General features: G+C 60.2%; 15 protein-coding genes and 1 pseudogene. 8 read left to right on the top strand and 8 right to left on the bottom strand.

The window, feature by feature from the left end; genetic code table 11:
* Positions 1–248: 248 nt before the first annotated feature.
* Positions 249–3818: an NEL-type E3 ubiquitin ligase domain-containing protein gene (locus ACCD02_RS08410; protein WP_413300311.1), complete on the bottom strand. Its 3570-nt coding sequence runs from the start codon at positions 3816–3818 to the stop codon at positions 249–251.
* An 84-nt stretch (positions 3819–3902) separates the two neighbouring features.
* Positions 3903–4925: a protease SohB gene (gene sohB, locus ACCD02_RS08405; RefSeq protein ID WP_413300309.1), complete on the bottom strand. Its 1023-nt coding sequence runs from the start codon at positions 4923–4925 to the stop codon at positions 3903–3905.
* A 209-nt stretch (positions 4926–5134) separates the two neighbouring features.
* Between sohB and ACCD02_RS08400 the strand changes: the two genes are divergently transcribed.
* From ACCD02_RS08400 to ACCD02_RS08385, 4 genes are all read left to right on the top strand, one after another.
* A complete protein-coding gene (locus ACCD02_RS08400; protein WP_413300307.1) occupies positions 5135–5836 on the top strand; it encodes a histidine phosphatase family protein in 702 nt (233 codons plus the stop codon).
* Positions 5837–5892: 56 nt separating this feature from the next.
* Positions 5893–6207 carry an SCP2 sterol-binding domain-containing protein gene (locus ACCD02_RS08395; RefSeq protein ID WP_122663577.1) on the top strand — a complete coding sequence of 105 codons (315 nt, stop codon included), beginning with the start codon at positions 5893–5895 and terminating at the stop codon, positions 6205–6207.
* 198 nt (positions 6208–6405) lie between these two features.
* Positions 6406–7473, top strand: coding sequence for a phosphotransferase family protein (locus ACCD02_RS08390; protein WP_413300305.1), 1068 nt, complete (start codon positions 6406–6408; stop codon positions 7471–7473).
* 23 nt (positions 7474–7496) lie between these two features.
* Positions 7497–8264 carry an SDR family oxidoreductase gene (locus ACCD02_RS08385; protein ID WP_413300303.1) on the top strand — a complete coding sequence of 256 codons (768 nt, stop codon included), beginning with the start codon at positions 7497–7499 and terminating at the stop codon, positions 8262–8264.
* Positions 8265–8372: 108 nt separating this feature from the next.
* On the opposite strand, the gene ACCD02_RS08380 is transcribed toward ACCD02_RS08385, so the two are convergent.
* Together ACCD02_RS08380 and ACCD02_RS08375 are read right to left on the bottom strand one after the other, a co-directional pair.
* Entirely contained in the window at positions 8373–9647 is a 1275-nt protein-coding gene (locus ACCD02_RS08380; protein WP_413300301.1) for a glucarate dehydratase family protein, read from the bottom strand.
* An 18-nt stretch (positions 9648–9665) separates the two neighbouring features.
* Entirely contained in the window at positions 9666–10997 is a 1332-nt protein-coding gene (locus ACCD02_RS08375) for an MFS transporter (protein ID WP_413300826.1), read from the bottom strand.
* Positions 10998–11148: 151 nt separating this feature from the next.
* On the opposite strand from ACCD02_RS08375, the gene ACCD02_RS08370 reads away from it, so the two are divergent.
* The gene (locus ACCD02_RS08370) at positions 11149–12054 is read left to right on the top strand and encodes a LysR substrate-binding domain-containing protein (protein ID WP_413300299.1); all 906 of its coding nucleotides are present in this window, start codon (positions 11149–11151) and stop codon (positions 12052–12054) included.
* A 110-nt stretch (positions 12055–12164) separates the two neighbouring features.
* On the opposite strand, the gene ACCD02_RS08365 is transcribed toward ACCD02_RS08370, so the two are convergent.
* A complete protein-coding gene (locus tag ACCD02_RS08365; protein ID WP_413300297.1) occupies positions 12165–12929 on the bottom strand; it encodes an SDR family oxidoreductase in 765 nt (254 codons plus the stop codon).
* A gap of 106 nt (positions 12930–13035) precedes the next feature.
* On the opposite strand from ACCD02_RS08365, the gene ACCD02_RS08360 reads away from it, so the two are divergent.
* Positions 13036–13986 carry a GlxA family transcriptional regulator gene (locus ACCD02_RS08360; protein ID WP_413300295.1) on the top strand — a complete coding sequence of 317 codons (951 nt, stop codon included), beginning with the start codon at positions 13036–13038 and terminating at the stop codon, positions 13984–13986.
* Positions 13987–14076: 90 nt separating this feature from the next.
* On the opposite strand, the gene ACCD02_RS08355 is transcribed toward ACCD02_RS08360, so the two are convergent.
* From ACCD02_RS08355 to ACCD02_RS08345, 3 genes and pseudogenes are all read right to left on the bottom strand, one after another.
* Positions 14077–14802, bottom strand: coding sequence for a methyl-accepting chemotaxis protein (locus tag ACCD02_RS08355; protein WP_413300824.1), 726 nt, complete (start codon positions 14800–14802; stop codon positions 14077–14079).
* A 132-nt stretch (positions 14803–14934) separates the two neighbouring features.
* A pseudogene (locus ACCD02_RS08350) lies at positions 14935–15756 on the bottom strand (HAMP domain-containing protein); the annotation flags it as partial.
* A 66-nt stretch (positions 15757–15822) separates the two neighbouring features.
* On the bottom strand, positions 15823–16674 hold the full coding sequence (locus tag ACCD02_RS08345) for a CAP domain-containing protein (protein WP_413300293.1): 852 nt from the start codon (positions 16672–16674) through the stop codon (positions 15823–15825).
* A 262-nt stretch (positions 16675–16936) separates the two neighbouring features.
* Between ACCD02_RS08345 and ACCD02_RS08340 the strand changes: the two genes are divergently transcribed.
* Both ACCD02_RS08340 and ACCD02_RS08335 read left to right on the top strand, forming a co-directional pair.
* Positions 16937–19060 carry a putative bifunctional diguanylate cyclase/phosphodiesterase gene (locus ACCD02_RS08340; RefSeq protein ID WP_413300291.1) on the top strand — a complete coding sequence of 708 codons (2124 nt, stop codon included), beginning with the start codon at positions 16937–16939 and terminating at the stop codon, positions 19058–19060.
* A gap of 149 nt (positions 19061–19209) precedes the next feature.
* On the top strand, positions 19210–20499 hold the full coding sequence (locus ACCD02_RS08335) for an MFS transporter (RefSeq protein ID WP_413300289.1): 1290 nt from the start codon (positions 19210–19212) through the stop codon (positions 20497–20499).
* Positions 20500–20597: the final 98 nt, after the last annotated feature.

Genomic DNA, 20597 nt, shown 5'->3' with positions numbered 1-20597 from the left:
ACGTGCTGGCGATAGCGGGATCAAAGGTCAATATCCTCACGGACTGACCTGACGCCATCGCCAGCTCTATCACACAATGCAAAACCTGCCATATCCCCGGATACTCTGTGGGAGCGAATTCATTCGCGTAAGCAGGATTTCATACAATACACATGCATCGGATGTACTGGCCAATTCGCGAATAAATTCGCTCCCACCCGATTTGCTCTCACCCCCTGCCAACCGTTCGCCGCGCGGCAGCGCTGTTTTTACCGGGCCGCCTTGGCCAACTCCCCCTCAGTCAATCGCTTCATCAACCCTTGCTCATCCTCGCGACGCTGACGCATCAGCGCATCGGCCGCTTCCTTGTAGGCCGCATCGGTCAGCGACTCCTTCGCCAATCGTTCATCCAGCGCTTCCATCTGATCGGCGGTCGGCTGCCGACAGAGCACGAACTGATCGGCATATTGACGCTCCAGATAATCCACCCAGAATTCACGGCCGAGGGCAAACTCCGCCAGGCGTGCCGAAGTTTCATTGCCAAGAACGATTTGCCCGGTGCGAGTAATGACCTGCAGAGAAACATCCGCAACATCGCCATAGATCATTCTCCGGGTATTGATGGGCAGCTCCAGGCGACTGGCCAGCCTCGTGCGATACGCCAGTATCACCTCGACATCCTCGACGAAATCGACCCTGGCGGCAGCATCGCGGCGGGCAATGGCATCTACCTCTTCGAGTCGGTAAAGGCCGCGCAACAACTTCAACAACGACTGCCCTTCCCCTCCGGCGACAGCCTGGGCCCTGGCCCGACTGACCAACACCTCCAGCTCCATATTGCTGAACATGACCGCCGCACCATCGGCGCAGGTCTGCGGATGGGCGGCCATGCCAATAAGGCGAGTGCGCAACGCCTGATCCTGAGCACCTGCCTCCAGTACCTGCCAGACCCGGTCGCTGACGCCCTGAGGATCGATCTCGAAATCGGCCGAACCCTGTTGCCTGGCAATCACTTCGAAGAAATCGGTCGCATGCTCCTGGGTCCAGAGCAGGTCCCAGATATCCCGGCGCCGCGCGCGCTGTGCCTGCGGCGTGTGCTCCAGCCAGAAGTCGAGGCTGCCGCCTTGTGGTTGCTCGACGAGGGGTACCCGCAGTACGGCCAGACGCCCGCGAGCTATCGGCGTCAACGGGTTGCCATCGAGCAGACTGTGCTGCAGTAGCCTTTCCCGCTGAAAGAACGCTTCGGGCAAAATAGTCATCCGGTTATTGCGCAGGTCCAGAGCCAGCAGGTTGGGCAAATCACAGACCCCAACGGGCAACGCATCGATACCTGTATGGCGCAGTAACAGGTTGATCAGCTCGGACATGCTGCTCACATCCAGCAACGGGCCCAGCGGGTTGAAGGACAGGTCCAGTTGTTTCAACCTGGGCAGCGTCCTGAGCGTGCTCATCATGTCGAGACTGAGTTCGATGCGGTTATTGGCCAGGCTCAGGCGGGTCAGTTGTGACAGCCCGCGGATGCCATCAGGCACCCGCTCAAGAAAATTGTGCTCCAGAGTGAGCCAACGCAGGTTCGGGCATTTGATGATCAGAGCACTGGCGCTCAGGTGGGAGGTAAAAGTGCCGGACAGGTTAATGGCCGTCACATGGCTGAAATCTCCCGGCAGCGGCGGCAGGTCGCCCACGGGAATGCTCGCCAGATTGAGCATGTAGCCATCGATATGTCGTGCCGCCAGGCCTTCGACCGGGGTTTGCCGCTGCCAGCAACGCTTGATGATATCCGCCGCCCGGCTGCGGGCTTCCCGTGACACCGAAATCGCCACTCCATCGATCCTCGGCCCCCAGTTCAGCGGACCATTGAGCCAACGTTCAAGACTCTGTTCCAGCGCCTGATAATCCGTCGCCAACCGGGTCAACTGCACTTCCAGGGACAGGCCTGTGCCACGCAGGTCGGCAAGAAACTCCGCAATCTGCTGCTGTGAGAAGCCCGGATACAACGCCGTGACCCGCTCATCCAGGGAAGGCCCCGACGCCGCAGCTTCACCCACCGGCACTGCCGGACCGTTATCCATGCCGCCCTTGAGCCGTCCTTTATCGATATCCCATTGGTCGTCGGGCAGTTGCCGGACAAAAGGCCCTACCTCGCCCTTGCCATCAGGGGAAATAATTCGCCATTGACGGGCAGCGTTCTCCCAGCGGACTTCATACGCCTTGTCATGAATGGCCAGAAAGTAACGACCATCCGCGTGATGGATATCGAGCATACCGTTGGGGCCGGGGATCGTCGGCTGCCCCTGAGCCCTGGCAGAAGGCGCCTCGAAAGCACGCAGGGATTGGCGCAGCGACGGGCTGAGGGAGGCCAGTCCGGGCGGCTCGTGAGTAAGTTTCAGTGGGGCCAGCACCGGCGGCTGCACCAGGGTTACGCTCGACTCGACCCGGTCAACCGTGGCCTCTACCCCCGCAGCAGCACCCATGAGTTCTCCGGCAGCCAGGGGCACGGCATTGAACAGGCCAAACTCGACACGCTGCAGCCCCTGTTGCCGCTGCTCCAGGCTATTGCCCCGGACAATCTGGGCAGTACCGGTGCCAATCAGGGTGACGGACAGCCCGACAATGAATGGAATGGCTTCAGGCACCACCAGGGCGATCACACCGGTCACCAGCAGACTTCGGGACAGCCCTTCGCTCAACCCATTGAGCAGGGCGTCTGCGGATGTGCGGATCAACGATCCAGCATCCGAGGTCAGGCGCTGCTGCATCTGCCTGCGCAGGAAAACGAAGGGGTCACCGCTGATTGTCTTGCCTGCGTGAATCAGGTGCCGGGGCGGCCAGGCGCCACTGTCGTAGCTGAGCCAGTGGGGATAGGCCGCAACGCCCTCCAACGTCGTATGCAAACCACTGACAAACAGGCCGTCGTGATCATCCCGCTCACGGAAATGCATCTCCAGCGCCGCACGCTTGCGCGGCTCACGGCATTGCGCTGCCAACCAGTCGGCCATGGCATGCTCATCGGCAAAGCCGTGGATGGGCGACGAGTTGCCCGGGATATACAGCAGCACCCGTGGATGGCGCATGTCCCGGATCAGCAGGATATCCGTTGAGGTATAGCGATGGATTTTCAAGGGGGCGATGTGCAGGTGAGCGTCGGCGGTGGCAGTTGCCTGCATGTGGTCGGGGGTCAGCTCAGTCCATTGCTGCACAGCCGGCAGCCCTGCTGCCGCAAGCGCCAAGAGCCGGTCCGCCTCGCCGAGGCTGTTTTCCGCAGCCTGGATAAAGACCGCCTTGATAAAGGCCGCCCTGGCCAAAACCGGGTAATAGCGGGCATTGGCCGACCAGAACGTGTTCAGGTACGCCCGGTAACGCTTGCGCAGGTCAATGTCCTTGACGAAGGCCTTGAACGCCTCGGGGCGGACATTGATATGGGTCGAGGCGTCATAGACCTGAGGAGTGCTGTCTCTGTACAGACCTTCAACCAGATGCACAGGTACGCCTGTAGGGAGTTTATCCACCAGGCGCATGGCGATACCACCATCGCGGTAGGGCGCCACAGGTCCAATGCCGTTCAGCCAGCCAAAGTGCTTGCGATAGTGGCGCAAGGTCGCTTCGGTCAGGGTCAGGGCGCTCAGCAACGTTGCCGGACAGGGGATGGGCGAGGTATTGAAGGTCAGGGTGACGATGCGTGTGGCATCAGGGTCGAGCTCAAGGGAAAAATGCTCCCTGAAGTACTTTTTTATCTGTTCCCGGGCAAAGCTCGATGGGCTTTTGACAATCACGCCATGGGTGGAAATATAAGCCGCCATCAGCGGATGGTCGGCCGGGTAGGCAATAGTATTCGGCATAGCGGGCCATTCTTTTATGGAGAAGAAATGGCCAGCCTATCAACACGTTTTTCAGAAAAAGCTCAAATAGATACCGCTGTCAATTTACCAGAACCGCTGCTGGGTCAAGCGGCTCCACCAACGGGTCAGCAGATGATCAATCGAGCCACTGGCCGCCAGCCCTACCCGCTCCTGCAGACTCTTGCGCTGGGCGAAATGCAGATGGAACACGTCTGCCGACCTGGCTTTTTCGGACAGATACTCGTCGCTGGTCTTGAGCTCATCGACCAGTTGCTTGTCGAGCGCCGCCATGCCCAGCCAGACTTCACCGGTGGCCACTTCGTCGATGCTCAGTTGCGGCCGATAGCGCGCCACGAAATTCTTGAACAGGTCGTGGGTGATATCCAGATCCTGCTGGAACTTCTCCCGGCCCTTCTCGGTGTTTTCGCCGAAGACCGTCAAGGTGCGCTTGTACTCGCCGGCCGTCAGGACTTCAAAGTCGATATCATGTTTTTTCAACAGGCGGTTGACGTTGGGTAACTGCGCCACCACCCCGATGGAACCGAGGATGGCAAAGGGCGCGCTGATGATCTTGTCGCCTATGCACGCCATCATATAGCCGCCGCTGGCTGCGACCTTGTCGATGCAGATGGTCAGGGGAATCCCGGCCTGGCGGATCCGCGCCAGTTGCGAGGAGGCCAGGCCATAGCTGTGGACCATGCCGCCGCCGCTTTCCAGACGCAATACCACTTCGTCCTGGTCGGTGGCTACGCTCAGCAGCGCGGTGATCTCATGGCGCATGCTTTCGGTGGCCGAAGCCTTGATATCGCCATCGAAGTCCAGCACGTAGACCCGCGGCTTGACCGCGGCAGCTTTCTTTTCCAGCTTCTGCGCCTTGCCCTGCTGTTTGCGCAAAGCCTTGAGCGCGTCCTTGCCGAGCAGCGACTGCTCAAGGCGCTCACGCAGGCCCTTGTAGAAATCATTCAGTTTGGTGACCTGCATCTGCCCTGCCGTGCGACGACGGCCCTTGCCACGCAGCGCAGCGATAAACACCAGCACGACGATAATGGCGACCACCAGTGTGACCGTCTTGGCCAGAAAACTGGCGTAATCGGCTAAAAACTCCACAGATATTCCTCAATTGCGTGACGCCCCCCGAGACAGGAGCGCGAACTTCCAAGCATACCGGCGTGACTCGCCGCCGACCAGCCAGAGCGTTTGCACGAAGTTTCGATGATGCGCAAAGCCCATTCAAACAAACGTATGAATTTTCATTGACAGCCCACCGGCATCCTCATAACCTCGCCAAACCTTCACCGTACCGGGATGACACGGACGTGGGCAGCATCTACTTGATACGACATGGCCAGGCCTCGTTTGGTGCCGACAATTACGACGTATTGTCGGCGCTGGGTATTCGTCAGGCCGAACTGGTCGGCGCCCACCTGGACCAGATGGATATCAGCCTCGACCGTTGCGTGGCCGGCTCATTGCGCCGCCAACAGCATACGGCCGAAGCCGCATTGGGGCAGTTATCCAGCGCGGCGCCCGGCATCGAAGTGGATCCGGCGTTCGACGAGTTCGATGCCGAGGCAGTGATCCGCGCCCTGCTCCCGGCGATGCTCGATGATGAACCCCAGGCACTGGACGTGATGCGCAACGCCACTGAACACCGCGCCGAGTTCCAACGTCTGTTTGCCCTGATCATCGCGCGCTGGGTCAGCGGCGAATACGACACCGCCGGCCTGCAAAGCTGGCAGCAATTTCTGGAACAGGTCCAGGGTGGCCTGCACCGCCTGCTCGACAGTGCCGAGGGCCATGAACGCATCGCCGTGTTTACGTCTGGCGGCACCATCACCGCCCTGCTTCACTTGATTACGCAAGTGCCGGTCACCCAGGCATTCGAGCTCAACTGGCAAATCGTCAACACTTCGCTGAACCTGCTGAAATTTCGCGGGCGCGAGGTGGCACTGGCTTCCTTCAACAGTCACGCACACCTGCAACTGTTGAGGGCACCGGAACTCATCACTTATCGCTGAGTCCGGCACACCGCGTCTCGTGACGCTGTACCCACACTAGAAAAAAGGATCGAACCATGACCTCTGTAGCCGACGCCGTTCAAGCAATGAAAGCCAAGTTCAACCCAAGCGCCGCCGCTGGCCTGGACCTGGTTTTCGGTTTCCGCATCGACGAAGACAAACACTTCTCCCTGATCGTCAAGGACAGCACCTGCGAACTGCAGGAAGGCGAGAACCCTGACGCCCAGGTCACTCTGGTCATGGACGGCGAAACTCTGCAAGGCATCGTCAGTGGCGAGACCGACGGCATGCAGGCCTTCATGGGCGGCAAGCTGCGCGCCGAAGGCGACATGATGCTGGCCATGAAACTGAGCGAACTGTTCCCGGCCTGAGGCTTGCGACAGCGCTGATGCACCCGATACCGAGGTCTGCCCAGGCCTCGGTTTTTTTGTCTCTGCAAAACGCCAGGCGCTTGATCAAAGCCACTGATTGACCTGCAACACGCTGGCCTATAAGGCCTTTTCCAGCTTGTGAGCTGCATTAGATTAGTCAATGATCTGTGCGCTCCATAATAAGTAGAAGGGATAAGCATGGCGCTCACCGACCAGTCCACTCAGATCCGTAGCGGCGAAGAACTCGACACAGCTCTCATCGATCCCTATATCAAGGCGCACATTCCCGGCCTGAGCGGCAGCCCGGCGATCAGCCAGTTTCCCGGCGGTGCGTCGAACCTGACCTATCTGCTGCAATACCCCGAACAGGAATTCGTCCTGCGCCGCCCGCCGTTCGGCCACAAGGCCAAGTCCGCCCATGACATGGGCCGCGAGTACCGTATCCTCAACCAGTTGCGCGACGCTTTCCCCTATTGCCCCAAGGCGTATGTGCACTGCACCGACGAGTCAGTGATCGGCGCAGAGTTCTATGTCATGGAACGGGTCAAGGGCATCATCCTGCGCGCCGAATTGCCCGCCGAGCTGAACCTCGATGCCGGGCAGACCGAGGCGCTGTGCAAGAGCTTCATCGATCGCTTCGTCGAGCTGCACCGGGTTGATTACAGCGCCTGTGGCCTCGCCGACCTGGGCAAACCCGAGGGTTATGTGGCCCGGCAGATCAGCGGCTGGAGCGACCGTTACGCCAAGGCTCTGACCCCGGACGCCCCGGCCTGGGACAAGGTACGCGACTGGCTGTTGGAAAAAATGCCCGCCGACCACCCTGTCTCCAGCATCGTCCACAACGATTACCGCTTCGACAACGTGATCCTCGATCCGGCCAACCCGATGCAGATTATCGGCGTGCTCGACTGGGAGCTGACCACTCTGGGCGATCCGTTGATGGACCTGGGCAATACTCTGGCCTACTGGATCGAGGCCGATGACCCGGCGCCGGTACAATTGATGCGCCGTCAGCCCAGCCACGCGCCGGGCATGCTTACCCGCCGCCAGTTCGTCGACTACTACGCCGAGCGCTCGGGGATCGAAATCGACAACTTCGACTTCTATTACACCTACGGCCTGTTCCGCCTGGCCGGCATCGTGCAGCAGATCTACTACCGTTTTTTCCACGGCCAGACCCAGGACAAGCGTTTCGCCCAGTTCATTCACATGAATAAACTGCTCGAACACATGGCCCTGCAAGTGATCGGCAAATCCAGTCTCTGATTGCGACCTATAAGGAAGACAACATGTCCAAGACCCAACTGTTCGACCTCGACGGCAAGATCGCCTTCGTTTCCGGTGCCAGCCGCGGTATCGGTGAAGCCATCGCTAAACTGCTGGCGCAACAGGGCGCTCACGTGATCGTGTCCAGTCGCAAGATCGACGGCTGCCAGCAAGTGGCTGACGCCATCATCGCCGCCGGTGGCCAGGCCACGGCTATTGCCTGCCATATCGGCGAAATGGAACAGATCAGCAGCGTCTTCGCGCAGATCCGCGAACAGTTCGGCCGCCTGGATATTCTGGTCAACAACGCCGCGACCAACCCGCAGTTCTGCAACGTACTGGACACCGATCTCGGCGCCTTCCAGAAGACCGTGGACGTGAATATCCGCGGGTATTTCTTCATGTCGGTGGAAGCCGGCAAGCTGATGCGCGACAACGGCGGCGGCAGCATCATCAACGTGGCCTCGATCAACGGCGTGTCCCCCGGCGTATTCCAGGGCATCTACTCGGTGACCAAGGCCGCAGTGATCAATATGACCAAGGTCTTCGCCAAGGAGTGCGCCGCGTTCGGCATCCGCTGCAACGCCCTGCTGCCGGGCCTGACCGACACCAAATTCGCCTCGGCACTGGTCAAGAACGACGCCATCCTCAAGACCGCCCTGGCGCAGATCCCCCTGCAACGCGTGGCCGACCCCAGCGAAATGGCTGGCGCCGTGTTGTACCTGGCCAGCGATGCATCGAGCTACACCACGGGTGTGGCGCTGAATGTGGATGGCGGTTTCCTCTCCTGATCGTATAGGTGGGACCGGCTTTAGCCGGGAAGGCGCAGTCAGGATCGACACGTGTATAGCCCGTTAAAATGTCTTCCCGGCTGAATCCGGTCCCACGATGGTCGCGGCTCAATAACGCGGCTTGACTGCCTTCCACTCCGGCTTGTACTTCTGCATCTGCTTCACATCGTCACGCTGACGAATCCCGCAGCTGAGGAACTGGTCATTGAGCTTGCCCAACTGGTCATAATCCAGCTCAAGCCCCAGCCCTGGCTCGCGGGTCAGGTGCACGCAGCCGTCAACGATGGGCAGCTTGCCGCCCTTGATCACTTCTTCGTCAGGCTCCTGCCACGGATAGTGGGTGTCGCAGGCGAAATCCAGATTCGGCACGGCGGCGGCGACATGGGTCATGGCCATCAGGCTGATGCCCAGATGCGAATTGGAATGCATCGACACACCGAGACCAAAGGTCTCGCACATCTTCGCCAATGCCTGGGTATCGCGCAGGCCGCCCCAGTAATGATGGTCGGCAAGGACGATCTGCACGCTGTTCTGCGCCACGCTGCGGCGGAATTCGTCGAAGTCGGTCACCACCATATTGGTCGCCAGGGGCAGGCCGGTACGCTTATGCAGCTCGGCCATCCCGTCCAGCCCAGGGGTCGGGTCCTCGTAGTACTGCAAATCGTCGCCGAGCAGTTCGGCCATGCGGATCGAGGTTTCCAGAGACCAGTTGCCATTAGGATCGATACGCAGCGGATAGCCGGGGAAGGCCTTCTTCAGCGCCTTGATGCACGACACCTCATGTTCCGGCGCCAGGGCCCCGGCCTTGAGCTTGATGCTCTTGAAGCCATAGGTCTCGATCATGCGCCGGGCCTGGGCGACGATCTGCTCTTCGCTCAGCGCCTCGCCCCAGCTGTCCGGCGCGTAGGGTGACTGGGCGTGCTCGGCATACTTGAAGAACAGGTAGGCACTGAACGGCACCCGATCGCGCACGGCACCGCCCAAAAGATCCACCAGCGGCAGGTTCATTGACCGAGCCTGCAGATCGAGGAAGGCGACCTCGAAGGCCGAATAGGCATTGCTCACCGCCTTGCTGGCATGGGAACCGGGGGCCAGTTCGGCACCGGCCAGGCTCGCAGGCTTATGAGCAGCAACCGTAGCCTGAACGATACGCCGCAGCTTATTGAGGTCGAACGGGTCGAGGCCGATCAGCTGGCTTTGCAGTTGTTGCTGGATCGCCAGGGCCGGGGCGTCGCCATAGCTCTCGCCCAGGCCGATATAACCGTTGTCGCTTTCCACTTCGATGATCGAACGCAAGGCAAAGGGTTCGTGGATGCCGCTGGCGTTGAGTAACGGCGGATCACGGAAAGCGATTGGCGTGACTGTTACACGTGTGATTTTCAAAAGAATGCTCCCGGTCAATCAGGGTTTTGGGCTGGAAGGTGCGCTGAGTACGGTCGTGTCGGACTCAGCCAGAAGCGGGCGGCGCGGTTCACCTCTCGGCGTCGTGCGGGCAAAGAAGATCACCACCGCAGCCAGCAGCGAAGTGGCGGCCAGGCCATAAAGGCCGCCTTGAATGGAGCCGGTGGTCTGCTCCAGGAAGCCAAAAGTTGCCGGTGCCACGAAGCCGCCCAGGTTGCCGATGGAGTTGATCAGGGCGATCACCGCAGCAGCAATGCGCGCGTCCAGATAGCCCTGGGGGATAGGCCAAAACAAAGCGGAGGCGGCCTTGAAGCCGATGGCGGCAAAACAGATGGCGATAAAAGCGAAGATCGGCCCGCCGGTGGTGGACATGAACATACCAAAGGCGGCAATCACCAGGGTCACCGCGACCCAGGCCTGTTGATGCTTGAAGCGCGCGGCCAGGGCAGCAAAGCCGTACATGGCGACGATGGAAATGATCCACGGCACCGAGTTGAACAGGCCGACCTGGAAATCACTGAGGCTGCCCATTTTCTTGATCATGCTGGGCAGCCAGAAGGTCGCGCCGTAGATGGTCAGGGCAATGGAGAAATAGATGAAACAGAACAACAGAATCTGCCGATCCGCGAGCAATTTGAACATCGACGGCCGTACCGTTTGCGCTGCTTCCCGGGCCCGCTGCTCTTCGTCGATGGCCTGGGTCAGGGCAAGTGTTTCATCGTCGCTGAGCCATTTGGCTTCCCGGGGATGGGACTGCAACCAGAACCAGACAAAACCGCAAAGCGCGATGGAGGCGAAGCCTTCGATCAGGAACATCCACTGCCAGCCATGCAGGTTCAGACCCTCGACGCTCAATAGCGCCCCTGAAACCGGGCCGGAAATCACCGAGGCAATCGCCGAACCGCTGAGGAAGACGGCCATGGCCTTGCCGCGTTCGGAGGAAGGCAGCCATTGGGTGAAGTAATAAATGATGCCTGGGAAGAAGCCCGCCTCCGCCGCGCCGAGGATAAAACGCAGGATATAGAAGCTGGTTTCGCCACGGACAAATGCCATGGCCATAGCCGCCGCGCCCCAGGTGAACATGATCCGGGTCAGCCAGGCGCGGGCACCGAAGCGTTGCAAGAGCATGTTGGAGGGGACTTCAAACAGCGCGTACCCGACGAAGAACAGGCCGGCGCCCAAGCCATAGGCCGCGGCGCCTATGCCCAGATCGGTTTGCAGATGGGTGCGGACGAAGCCGATGTTGACCCGGTCGATGTAGTTGACGATGAACATCACCACAAACAGGGGTAACACATGACGCTTCACTTTCGCGGCGGCCCGGGCCAGCACCGAATCAGGCGCTGCACCGGCTGACGTGCCAGGGACGTTATTCAAGGGGCGACTCCCGTTGTTGGTTTTTATAGGGATGAGTCGATGATGGACGCCGAGATTGTTCCCGTCTAATCTAGATTGGCACTTGATTGATACCTGGAATATATCAATGTTCGAACTTGCCCAGCTGCGCTGCTTTACCACTGTTGCCACGGAATTGAATTTCCGTCGCGCTGCCGAGCGCCTGAATATGACTCAACCCCCCTTGAGCCGGCAGATCCAGTTACTGGAACACAATCTCGGTGTCGAGCTGTTTACCCGCAGCACGCGCAGCGTGGCCTTGACCGCTGCCGGCCGGGCGTTCTTCATCGAAGCCCAGAGCCTGCTCGAGCGCGCGCAACAGGCCGCCCTCGCCGCTCGGCGCTTTGCCGAAGGTGATATCGGTTCGGTAAGCATCAGTTTTGTCGGCAGTGCGGTGTATGAATTTCTGCCCAAAGTCATCACTGAGGCGCGGCTCAACCAGCCTCACGTGAAGATCTCCCTGACCGAAATGAACACCCATCAGCAACACGAAGCGCTACGCGCTCGGCGCATTGACCTGGGTATCGTTCGCGCGCCGCTGTTCCAGCCGGGCTATGAGAGTGAATGTCTGGTGCGGGAACCCTTTATTCTCGCTGTGCCCAGCAGCCACCCCTTGGCCAGTGCCGAGTCGGTCGGCGTACGCGATCTCAACGGCGTGCCCTTTCTGATGTACTCCCATTCGGCCTATCCGCCATTCAACGAACTGCTCACCGGCATGTTCCGCTCGGCCCAGGTGGCGCCGGAGTATGTGCAATGGCTGGGTTCGTCATTGACCATCCTGGCTTTGGTCAACGCAGGCATGGGTCTGGCGTTGGTGCCGCGTTGCGCCACCTCGGTAGTGTTCAAGGACGTGACCTTTCGCGCCATCGAACTGGACGAGGGCGTGCAAAGCGAACTGCACCTGGCCTGGCGCAGCGATAACGACAATCCGGCGTGCCGGATGTTGCTGGAAGCAATTCGGGCGGCGGTGCGAGCGGATACTGTCACTTCTTGACGATGCGATAGTTGGATCGAGGCTTGCCCGCGAACTGATTGACGCGGTTCGTCTGACACCACGCGTCTAACTGTTCGTGGGCAAGCCTCGCTCCAACATCCGTCAACGCATCAACCGAGTGGAATCGGATTATCGATCAGCGACTGGTTGAACTGCGCGATCAGTCCGTATTCGTTCGGGCCGACATTTGCGCGCAACGGCGCGATGCCGTCGACGAACACTTCGGTTGTATCGGTCGCCAGTTTTTCCAGGGTTTGGGCGATAAACACATCCAGTGGCATGGAGCGCGGGTCACCGCTCTTGTGGATCAGGTCGGTGTCGACCCATGGTGGCGCGATTTCCAGCACGCTGACGCTGCTGTCACGCAGCATGAAGCGTTGCGACAGGGTGTAGGAGTGAATGGCCGCCTTGGTTGCCGAGTACAACGCCGTGACTGCAATCGGGATAAAAGCCAGTACCGAGCTGTTATTGATCAGATAGGACTGCGGCTGTTTCTTCAGGTGTTCGACGAAGGCGGCGCTGACCCGTACCGGGCCCAGCAGGTTGGTTTCCAGCAGGCCGACCGCCTGGGCATCGTCCAGCTCGCCGGACGCCGGGTTGTCGAACGGCATGATCCCGGCGTTATTGATCACCACGTTGAGGGTCGGGTGACGGCGGATGACTTCCTGTGCAACGGCCTTGATCTGCGCCGCGTCGTTGATATCCAGCTCGATGGTATCGATGCCGGGGTTGGCCTTGGCCACTTCGTCCAGCAGTGCCTTGCGGCGACCGGCGATGATGACCTGGTTGCCCAGGCGGTGGAAAGCTTCGGCCAGGCCACGGCCGATGCCCGAGGTGCCGCCGGTGATGAAGATGGTGTTGGCTGTCAGTTTCATGGTCATGGTTCCTGTGTGGAAGTACTGGGTGATGGCGCCATGATGCGGCTATTTGACCATGACCGAAACGACGTATAGGGTAGTGATTCGAGACACAGGAGTTGCCATGCACCGTATCTGCTATCTACTGACCGATAACTTCCAGGTGATGGCGGTGGCCACCCAGGCGGTGTTCGAATTCGCCAACAAGGTCGCCGTCGAACCTTTCTATACCATCGAGACCTTTTCCCTGGAGGGCGGCGCGGTGCGTTCATCCTTGGGCATGAGTATCGACACCAAAGCAGTGCAGGCCCCCAGCCTGGCCGATACCTGGATAATTGCGGGCGTGGACAACCCCCTGGACGGCCCGCCATCAGACGAAACCCTGGCCTTCGTGCGCCTGGCAGGCGCACAGGCTCGGCGCACGGCCGGTATTTGTACCGGCGGTTTCACCCTGGCTGCGGCCGGTTTGCTGGATGGCCGTCGCGCTACCACGCACTGGGTATATGCCCCGGCTCTGCAACGGCGCTTTCCTGATATCGCGGTCGAGGAAGACCGGATCTTTATCGTCGATGGTGCGATCTGGACGTCTGCGGGCATGACCGCCGGGCTCGACCTGGCTCTGGGAATGGTCGAGAAGGACCTGGGCAGCGATCTGGCCCGCTCGGTGGCGCGCAAACTGGTCATGCACCAGCGCCGCTCGGGAGGCCAGAGCCAGCATTCGGAAATGCTCGACCTGTCGGCCAAGTCAGACCGCATCCAGAACGCCCTGGACTATGCGCGGCAAAACCTCGCCACCGCGCTCAAGGTGGAGGATCTGGCCGAAAGCGTGCATATGAGCCCCCGTCAGTTCACCCGGGTGTTTACCGCCGAAACCGGCCAGTCCCCGGCCAAAGCCATCGAGGGCCTGCGCCTGGAAGCAGCGCGGCTGATGATTGAGCAGAGTCGTCACTCATTGGATGTCATCGCCCGGGAAACCGGCTTTCGCGACCGCCGCCATATGCGCGAAGTGTTTATCCGCGGTTTTGGCGTACCGCCCCAGGCGGTAAGGCGGGATGTGCGCAGCGCGGCGCGCTGAACCAACAAACACAGGGATAAAATGTGGGGCCGTCTTTAGCCGGGAAAGCGTATTCCCGGTTAAAGACGGCCCCACAGATTCCCCCTGGCATCAGAGATGAAACCGGTCCACCGACTGTGCCAGTTGCCCGGCGAGGCTGGCCAGTTCGTCAGTAGTGGCTGCGGTCTGGCCGATGGTTCGGCTGTTGCCCTCGGACATCCCGGCAATCAACTCCACTTGATGGGCAATTTCGTTGCTGGCCAGGCTCTGCTCGCTGATGGTGCGGCTGATGTCATTGACCAGTTGCGTGGTGTTCAGGGTCGCATCAAGGATCTCGCGGATTGCTCGCTCGACATCGGCCGTCACGGCCATGCCCTTATCGACTTGAACCACCCCCGCTTCCATGCTGGTGACCGCCTCGCGGGTGCTTTGCTGGATGCGTGAGACCATACTGGCAATTTCCTGGGTAGAGGCGCTGGTACGTCCGGCCAGGCTGCGAACCTCATCGGCGACCACAGCAAAACCGCGACCCTGCTCTCCGGCGCGAGCGGCTTCGATAGCGGCGTTCAGCGCCAGCAGATTGGTTTGCTCGGCGATGCCCTTGATCACCTGGATGATGCTGTAAATCCCTTCGGACTCCTTGTCCAAAGTACGGATCACCTGGGCCGACTGTTGCGCCGAGCGGGCAATGCCGCCCATGTCGCTGACTACCTGATGAATGATCTGCCCGCCATTCTTGGCCAGAGCTTCAGCCTGGTTGGCCATGTTCAGGGCCCGCTCGGCATGACGGGTGATCTCCTCGATGCTGGAGGTCATTTCACTGGCCGCCGCCGCCATGGTGTTCGCCGCGATGCTCTGTTGCTGGCTGCTGCCGGCAACTTCATGACAGCCGCTGCTCAGCTGCTGGCTGACACCACTGACACCCTGGGCATTGCGCCGCACCACTTCGATCATGCCGCGCAGGTCGCGTTGCATGGTCGCCAGACTACGAATCAACATGCCGGCTTCGTCTCGTTGCGCGGGTTCGGCAATCGGCTCGTTGAGATGGCCGTGGGCGATGCTTTCGGCGATCCGGCTGGCGGTGTTCAGCGGCGTCATGATGCTACGGATGACCCAGCGGCCCTGGGCGATCAGCAACAGTATGCCGATCACCAGCACGACGCCCAGGGTCAGGTTGGCGGTATGAATTGCACTCTGGGTCGCAGCGCTGCTGTTTTGCGCGTTGTCCTCGATCAACTTGCTGAGTTCAGCCATCTGGTCTTCCAGCTGGCTGAACGCTTTGCTGAACGAACCCAGGTCCCGTTGCGCGGCGTCGGGGTTATCCAGGGCGATGCCGACGATCCGCTCAGCGCTGCTGATATAGGTATCCAGGCTGGGTTTGACCGCATTCAAGGCGGACTTGATGGCATCGTTGACCGGCTGCTTGAGGTTTTCACCCAGGACTTCACGAAAATGCCCCGCATGCTCGTTCAGTGAAGCATGGACCTCGGTCTTGCTGCTGTCGCTTTTGCCCAGGCCCACCAGCATCGCTGACAACACATCGGCCCGCAGAGCGTCATGCATCATGTCGGCTTCGAGATGATTACGCAGCACCGTCATGCTGGTCTCACTGTCATGGGTAGCCTCCGCCATCCGGCTGTTGCCGACATAGTTAACCAGACCAATGATCAAGGCAGCACAGACGCTGGTGCCAATCAACAAGAGCAAACGTAATTTGATGGACACGGTGAGACTCCCCTGGTGGCAAATACAAGACCGAAAGGTCACAGCCCATTGCAGGCACAACGTCATGCGTCGTCCAGATCATTTAAGACCATTTCCAAGCTTTCACATGTTATCAGCCACGTACGATGGAGATCAGGGCGCACCAAACAGCATGGTCCAGTAGATGCCCTTGTCACTGCGGGCGTTATTGGCGAAACCGGCGCCGACCTGGGTGAACTGCGGGCTCATCAGGTTGGCGCAATGCCCGGGGCTGGCCAGCCAGCCTTGCATGGCGTCGCTGGGCGAGCCCTGCCCGGCGGCGATGTTCTCGCCGATATTGCGTCCCCGGTAGCCTGCCGCCCTGGCCCGGTCGCCGGGGGAGTCACCGCTCAGTCCCTGGTGGGCGAAGTAGTTGTCACGGGCCATGGCGCGGCTATGGCCTTCGGCGGCAGTGCCCAGAGCGGCGCTCCAGGTCAGGGGCCGGGCGGCGGCGAAACGCTGGTAACCGCACAGGCGTGGGCGGGAGCGCGCACTGTTGACCATGGCCAGCAAGACTTTGTCAGCGGTCTGCTGATTGCCCATATGCGGGTCGATTTGCGGTCGCGCCAGCACCACGCGCCACTGGCTACCTGCACGGCTTACGCCGATATCGGCGTACTGACCATCAAGCATCGAGTCGCAATAGTCGCGATGCAGCAAGTTAAACGCTGACTCGACGTCATGGGCACCCACCAGATGAATGGTCTGTACCAGGGCGGCCTGATAACCGGCCGCCTTCAACCCATCACGCAGGCCGCCATCGTAGTCCACCGGCAGCGCCAGGCTGGACTTCAGTGCCAGTGGCGGCAACGCCTGGGCATAGCTGCCATCACAGCGATCAGGATGGGCCCGATAAGCGTTGATGTTCTGTAGCAGTTGCCGCTCGCCATCCGCCAGGGCGCAATGGCTGAACAACGTTAATAAAGCAGTGAGGCACAAGGAGGTGCAGCGAACGGATGAACGCATGAAGCAGATAGCCCGCAGAAAGGACAACGAACCGGTCGCAAACTGACCGGAGACCCTGCATGACGCCAGACGTCAAAGCCCGGGTGAGACCGCTTGACGCTGGACAAGTTGCAAGCCTCAGAAGGTTAAACACGCCGTTCCGACAGATAGTAGTAACAGCTTGAAAAAAATACTGGCAAAATAATGGCGCCATTCAACCGGCGCACAATACAGGGATGGATCCCCAACGGATCTCGGCCTCGACAAGGAACGAAGCACACAGATGAATGCGCCGACCGTGATGTTTTACCTCATTTCCGTAGGCGTGCTGGGCCTGGCGTCGCTGCATGCGGCGCTCATGGCCCATAGCACGCCTTTTGTACGAGCCTGTTGGGTGTTGTCGGCCGTCTGCATGACATTTGCGCTTTACCAGTTCTGCGGTGCCCTGCAATACGCCGCGCCAGATCAGGGAACAGCGCTTGCAGCCCATCGCTGGATGAATCTGTTCGGACTGCTGATCACCCCCCTGACCCTCTATCTGGTTGCAGCCCTGGACGCAAAAAAACATTCGCTCATCGCCGCCCGGGTGGTCATGGGGCTGGTGTCATTGGTGATCATCGACAACTTCACCTGCCCGCTTGGCTACCGCTTCAGCGCGCTTTACGCTTCGGGCCCGACCCGGATGCTCTGGGGTGAACAGCTCGGCATTCTTTCCGGCCCGTCCACTGTCGCCTGCCAACTATTGCGGCTGCTCAACCTTGCAGTATTGCTCTACAGCCTGATTTTCTCGGTTCGTATCAGCGGCCTTGCCGGACTGCTGTGGAGTCGCCTCGTCTGTACAGCCATCAGTATCATGTTCGTGACTTGCGCCCTGACCTGGCTGTCCGACATCGGCCTGCTGAAGCTGCCGTATCTCTCCGGTTTCGGCTTCACCTTTCTCGCTGCCGCGTTACCCCTGCTGATCCGTAGCGAAGCCCGCAACCGTCGGGCCGAAGCGTTGCGCATCTCCAGCGCGCTGGAAAATGCAGTGAAAAAACACACTCTGGCCAATCAGCGCTTCGAGCATGTACTGCACAACGACCCGTTGACCGACCTGCCCAACCGCGCCGGTGCCGTCAATCGCTTGTACGGACTGCTGGAACACAACCTGCTGAACCAGACCCGACTTGCCGTATTGATGTTCGACCTCGACCGTCTGGGTGTCATCAATGGCATGCGTGGGCACAAGGCCGGAGATCAGTTGTTGATCGAAGTCGCCGAGCGTCTGCAATTGGCTTTCCGCGACAGTGACCTGATCGCCCGCCTCGACGGCGGCAGCTTCATGGTTGGCGCCAGCGGCCTGACCGAGCAGTACGGCGTGGCGCTGATCTATGACAAGCTGGTCGAGGCACTGGAGCCGCCTTTCGAGGTGGCCGACCGGATCATCAAGATCACCCTCAACACCGGCATCAGCGTGTTTCCGGACGATGGCCAGACCGTGGAGGATATCCTCGCCGCCGCAGAACTGGCCCTGCATGATGCGAAAAGCTCCGGGCCCGGCCATATCCGCATCTTCGACCCGTCCCTGAAAGAGAATCTGCAACAGCGCATCGACTTCGAAAGCGCTCTGAAAGATGCCCTGGAAAAAGAGCAGTTCTTCCTCTGCTATCAACCCCAGGTGGCTTCCGCTGACGGCCGCACCGTATGTATGGAAGCACTGATTCGCTGGCAGCATCCGGTCTATGGGCTGGTCATGCCGGACAAGTTCATCCCCCTGGCCGAATCCACAGGCAGCATCACCGCCATCGGCGCCTGGGTCATCGATACCGCCTGCCAGCAACTGGCATGCTGGCACGCCATGGGTTTCAGCGGCCTCAAGGTGGCGGTCAATCTGTCCGCCCAGCAATTACTGGTCAAGGATCTGGAAGCGACCGTCAGCGATGCCCTGGGCCGTGCGGGCCTTAGGGGGGACGATCTGGAACTGGAAATCACCGAGTCGGTGCTGATGCAGGACCCCGAGCGCTCCATTGAACGTCTTGGCGCCTTGCGCAAACTGGGTGTGCGCCTGTCCATCGACGACTTCGGCACCGGTTACTCCTCTCTGGGCTATCTGCGAGTACTGCCGGTGCATGCGTTCAAGCTCGATCGCAGCTTTGTCCGGGATATCGGCAAGAGCGCCAAGGACCTGGAAATTTGCGCCACCGCCATCGGCCTGGCCAAAAATCTGGGGCTGGAAATCGTCGCCGAAGGCGTAGAAACCAGAGCGCAAATGCAGCAATTGCGCGAACTGGGCTGCCATCTGCTGCAGGGATACCTGTTTGCCCGGCCCCTCAGCGTCGAGGCGGTAGCCCCGTATTTGCTGGCCTCGCCGCAAATAGGCACAGCCTTGCTCAGACCAGCGCAAGCCGTTCCGGATGTGACAAACTGATCTGATAGAAACACCGGCATTCACCGCCACCGCGTGATAACAGATGATTGACCTAAATCATTTGTTACTTTATATGTTGACCTGTTAGCCATCTTAACTATAAATAAAAGCCTTAACGGGCTTTATCAACAGCTCAACAGGACATCCCGATGCTTTCTCCCCTGCTGGCCGAATCCTTGGCCCGTCGCAAAATTCACTACAGTTGGGTCATCGCCGCCGTCACCTTCCTGACCATGCTGGTCATGGCCGGAGCCGTCGGCGCGCCGGGTGTCTTTATCGTGCCGCTGCAAAAGGAATTCGACTGGAACACTGCGCAAATCTCCTCGGCCCTGGCCATTCGCTTTCTGCTGTTCGGCTTGATGGGGCCATTTGCCGCCGCCTTCATGAACTACTTCGGGATGCGTCGGGTGATGATCACTGCCCTGGGCATTGTCATCGTCGGCCTGGGTGCTTCGCTGTACATGCAGCAGTTCTGGCAACTGGTGCTGCTGTGGGGCGTGGTGGTGGGTCTGGGCACCGGGCTGACGGCCATGGTCCTCGGCGCCACTGTGGCCACCCGTTGGTTTTCGGCCAGGCGCGGGCTGATCATCGGCTTGCTCGCCGCCAGTTCCGCCACCGGGCAACTGGTGTTCCTGCCGTTGCTGGCGCGGCTGACCGAAGTCTACGGCTGGCGCACGGCGATGGGCTTTATCTGCGGCGCGCTGCTGCTGGCCATGGTGGTGGTGTTTGCCTTGATGCGTGACCGCCCCGTGGATCTGGGCCTGCCGCTATATGGCGACAGCGATCCGGTGCCGGCTCCGGCCAAAGCCACCAGCCTTGCCGCGTTGTTGTGGACGCCACTGGTGGTGCTGGGTGAAGTGTCGAAATCCATCACCTTCTGGGTGCTGTTCGCCACCTTCTTTATCTGCGGCGCGAGCACCTCGGGGTTGATCCAGACCCACTTCATCAGCATGTGCGGCGACTTCGGCCTTGCCGCCACCGCCGCCGCAGGCGTTCTGGCGCTGATGGGCATCTTCGACTTCTTCGGCACCATCGGCTCCGGCTGGCTGTCGGACCGCTTCGACAATCGCTGGCTGCTGTTCTGGTACTACGGGCTGCGCGGCGTGTCGCTGATGATGCTTCCTTTTATCGACTTCCAGATTTTCGGTCTGTCGATCTTTGCCGTGCTCTATGGCCTTGACTGGATCGCCACCGTACCGCCAACCGTGAAACTGACCGCCGCCCGTTTTGGCCCGGAAAAAGCCAATATCATCTTCGGCTGGATCTTCGCAGGGCACCAACTCGGCGCCGCCTTTGCGGCTTATGGCGCCGGTCTGATGCGCACTCTGCTGGCCAGCTATACGCCGTCGTTCTTCCTGGCCGGAGCGCTGTGCGTGATAGCGGCACTGTTGGCGATAGCGATCAGCAAGCCTGCGCGGGCCAAGACACAAACCCTGTAAAAGCATAACGTCTGTGGGACCCGGGGTTTTGCGGGGGGGGGGGTTACCCCGTAAACCCGGGGCCCCACAAAAAAATTAAAACCCCCCCATTTTTACCC

The organism is Pseudomonas sp. Pseusp88 (assembly GCF_047303955.1).
Taxonomy (GTDB): domain Bacteria; phylum Pseudomonadota; class Gammaproteobacteria; order Pseudomonadales; family Pseudomonadaceae; genus Aquipseudomonas.
Note: the sequence above shows the minus strand (reverse complement) of the source record. Positions and strands in the feature narration are given on the sequence as shown.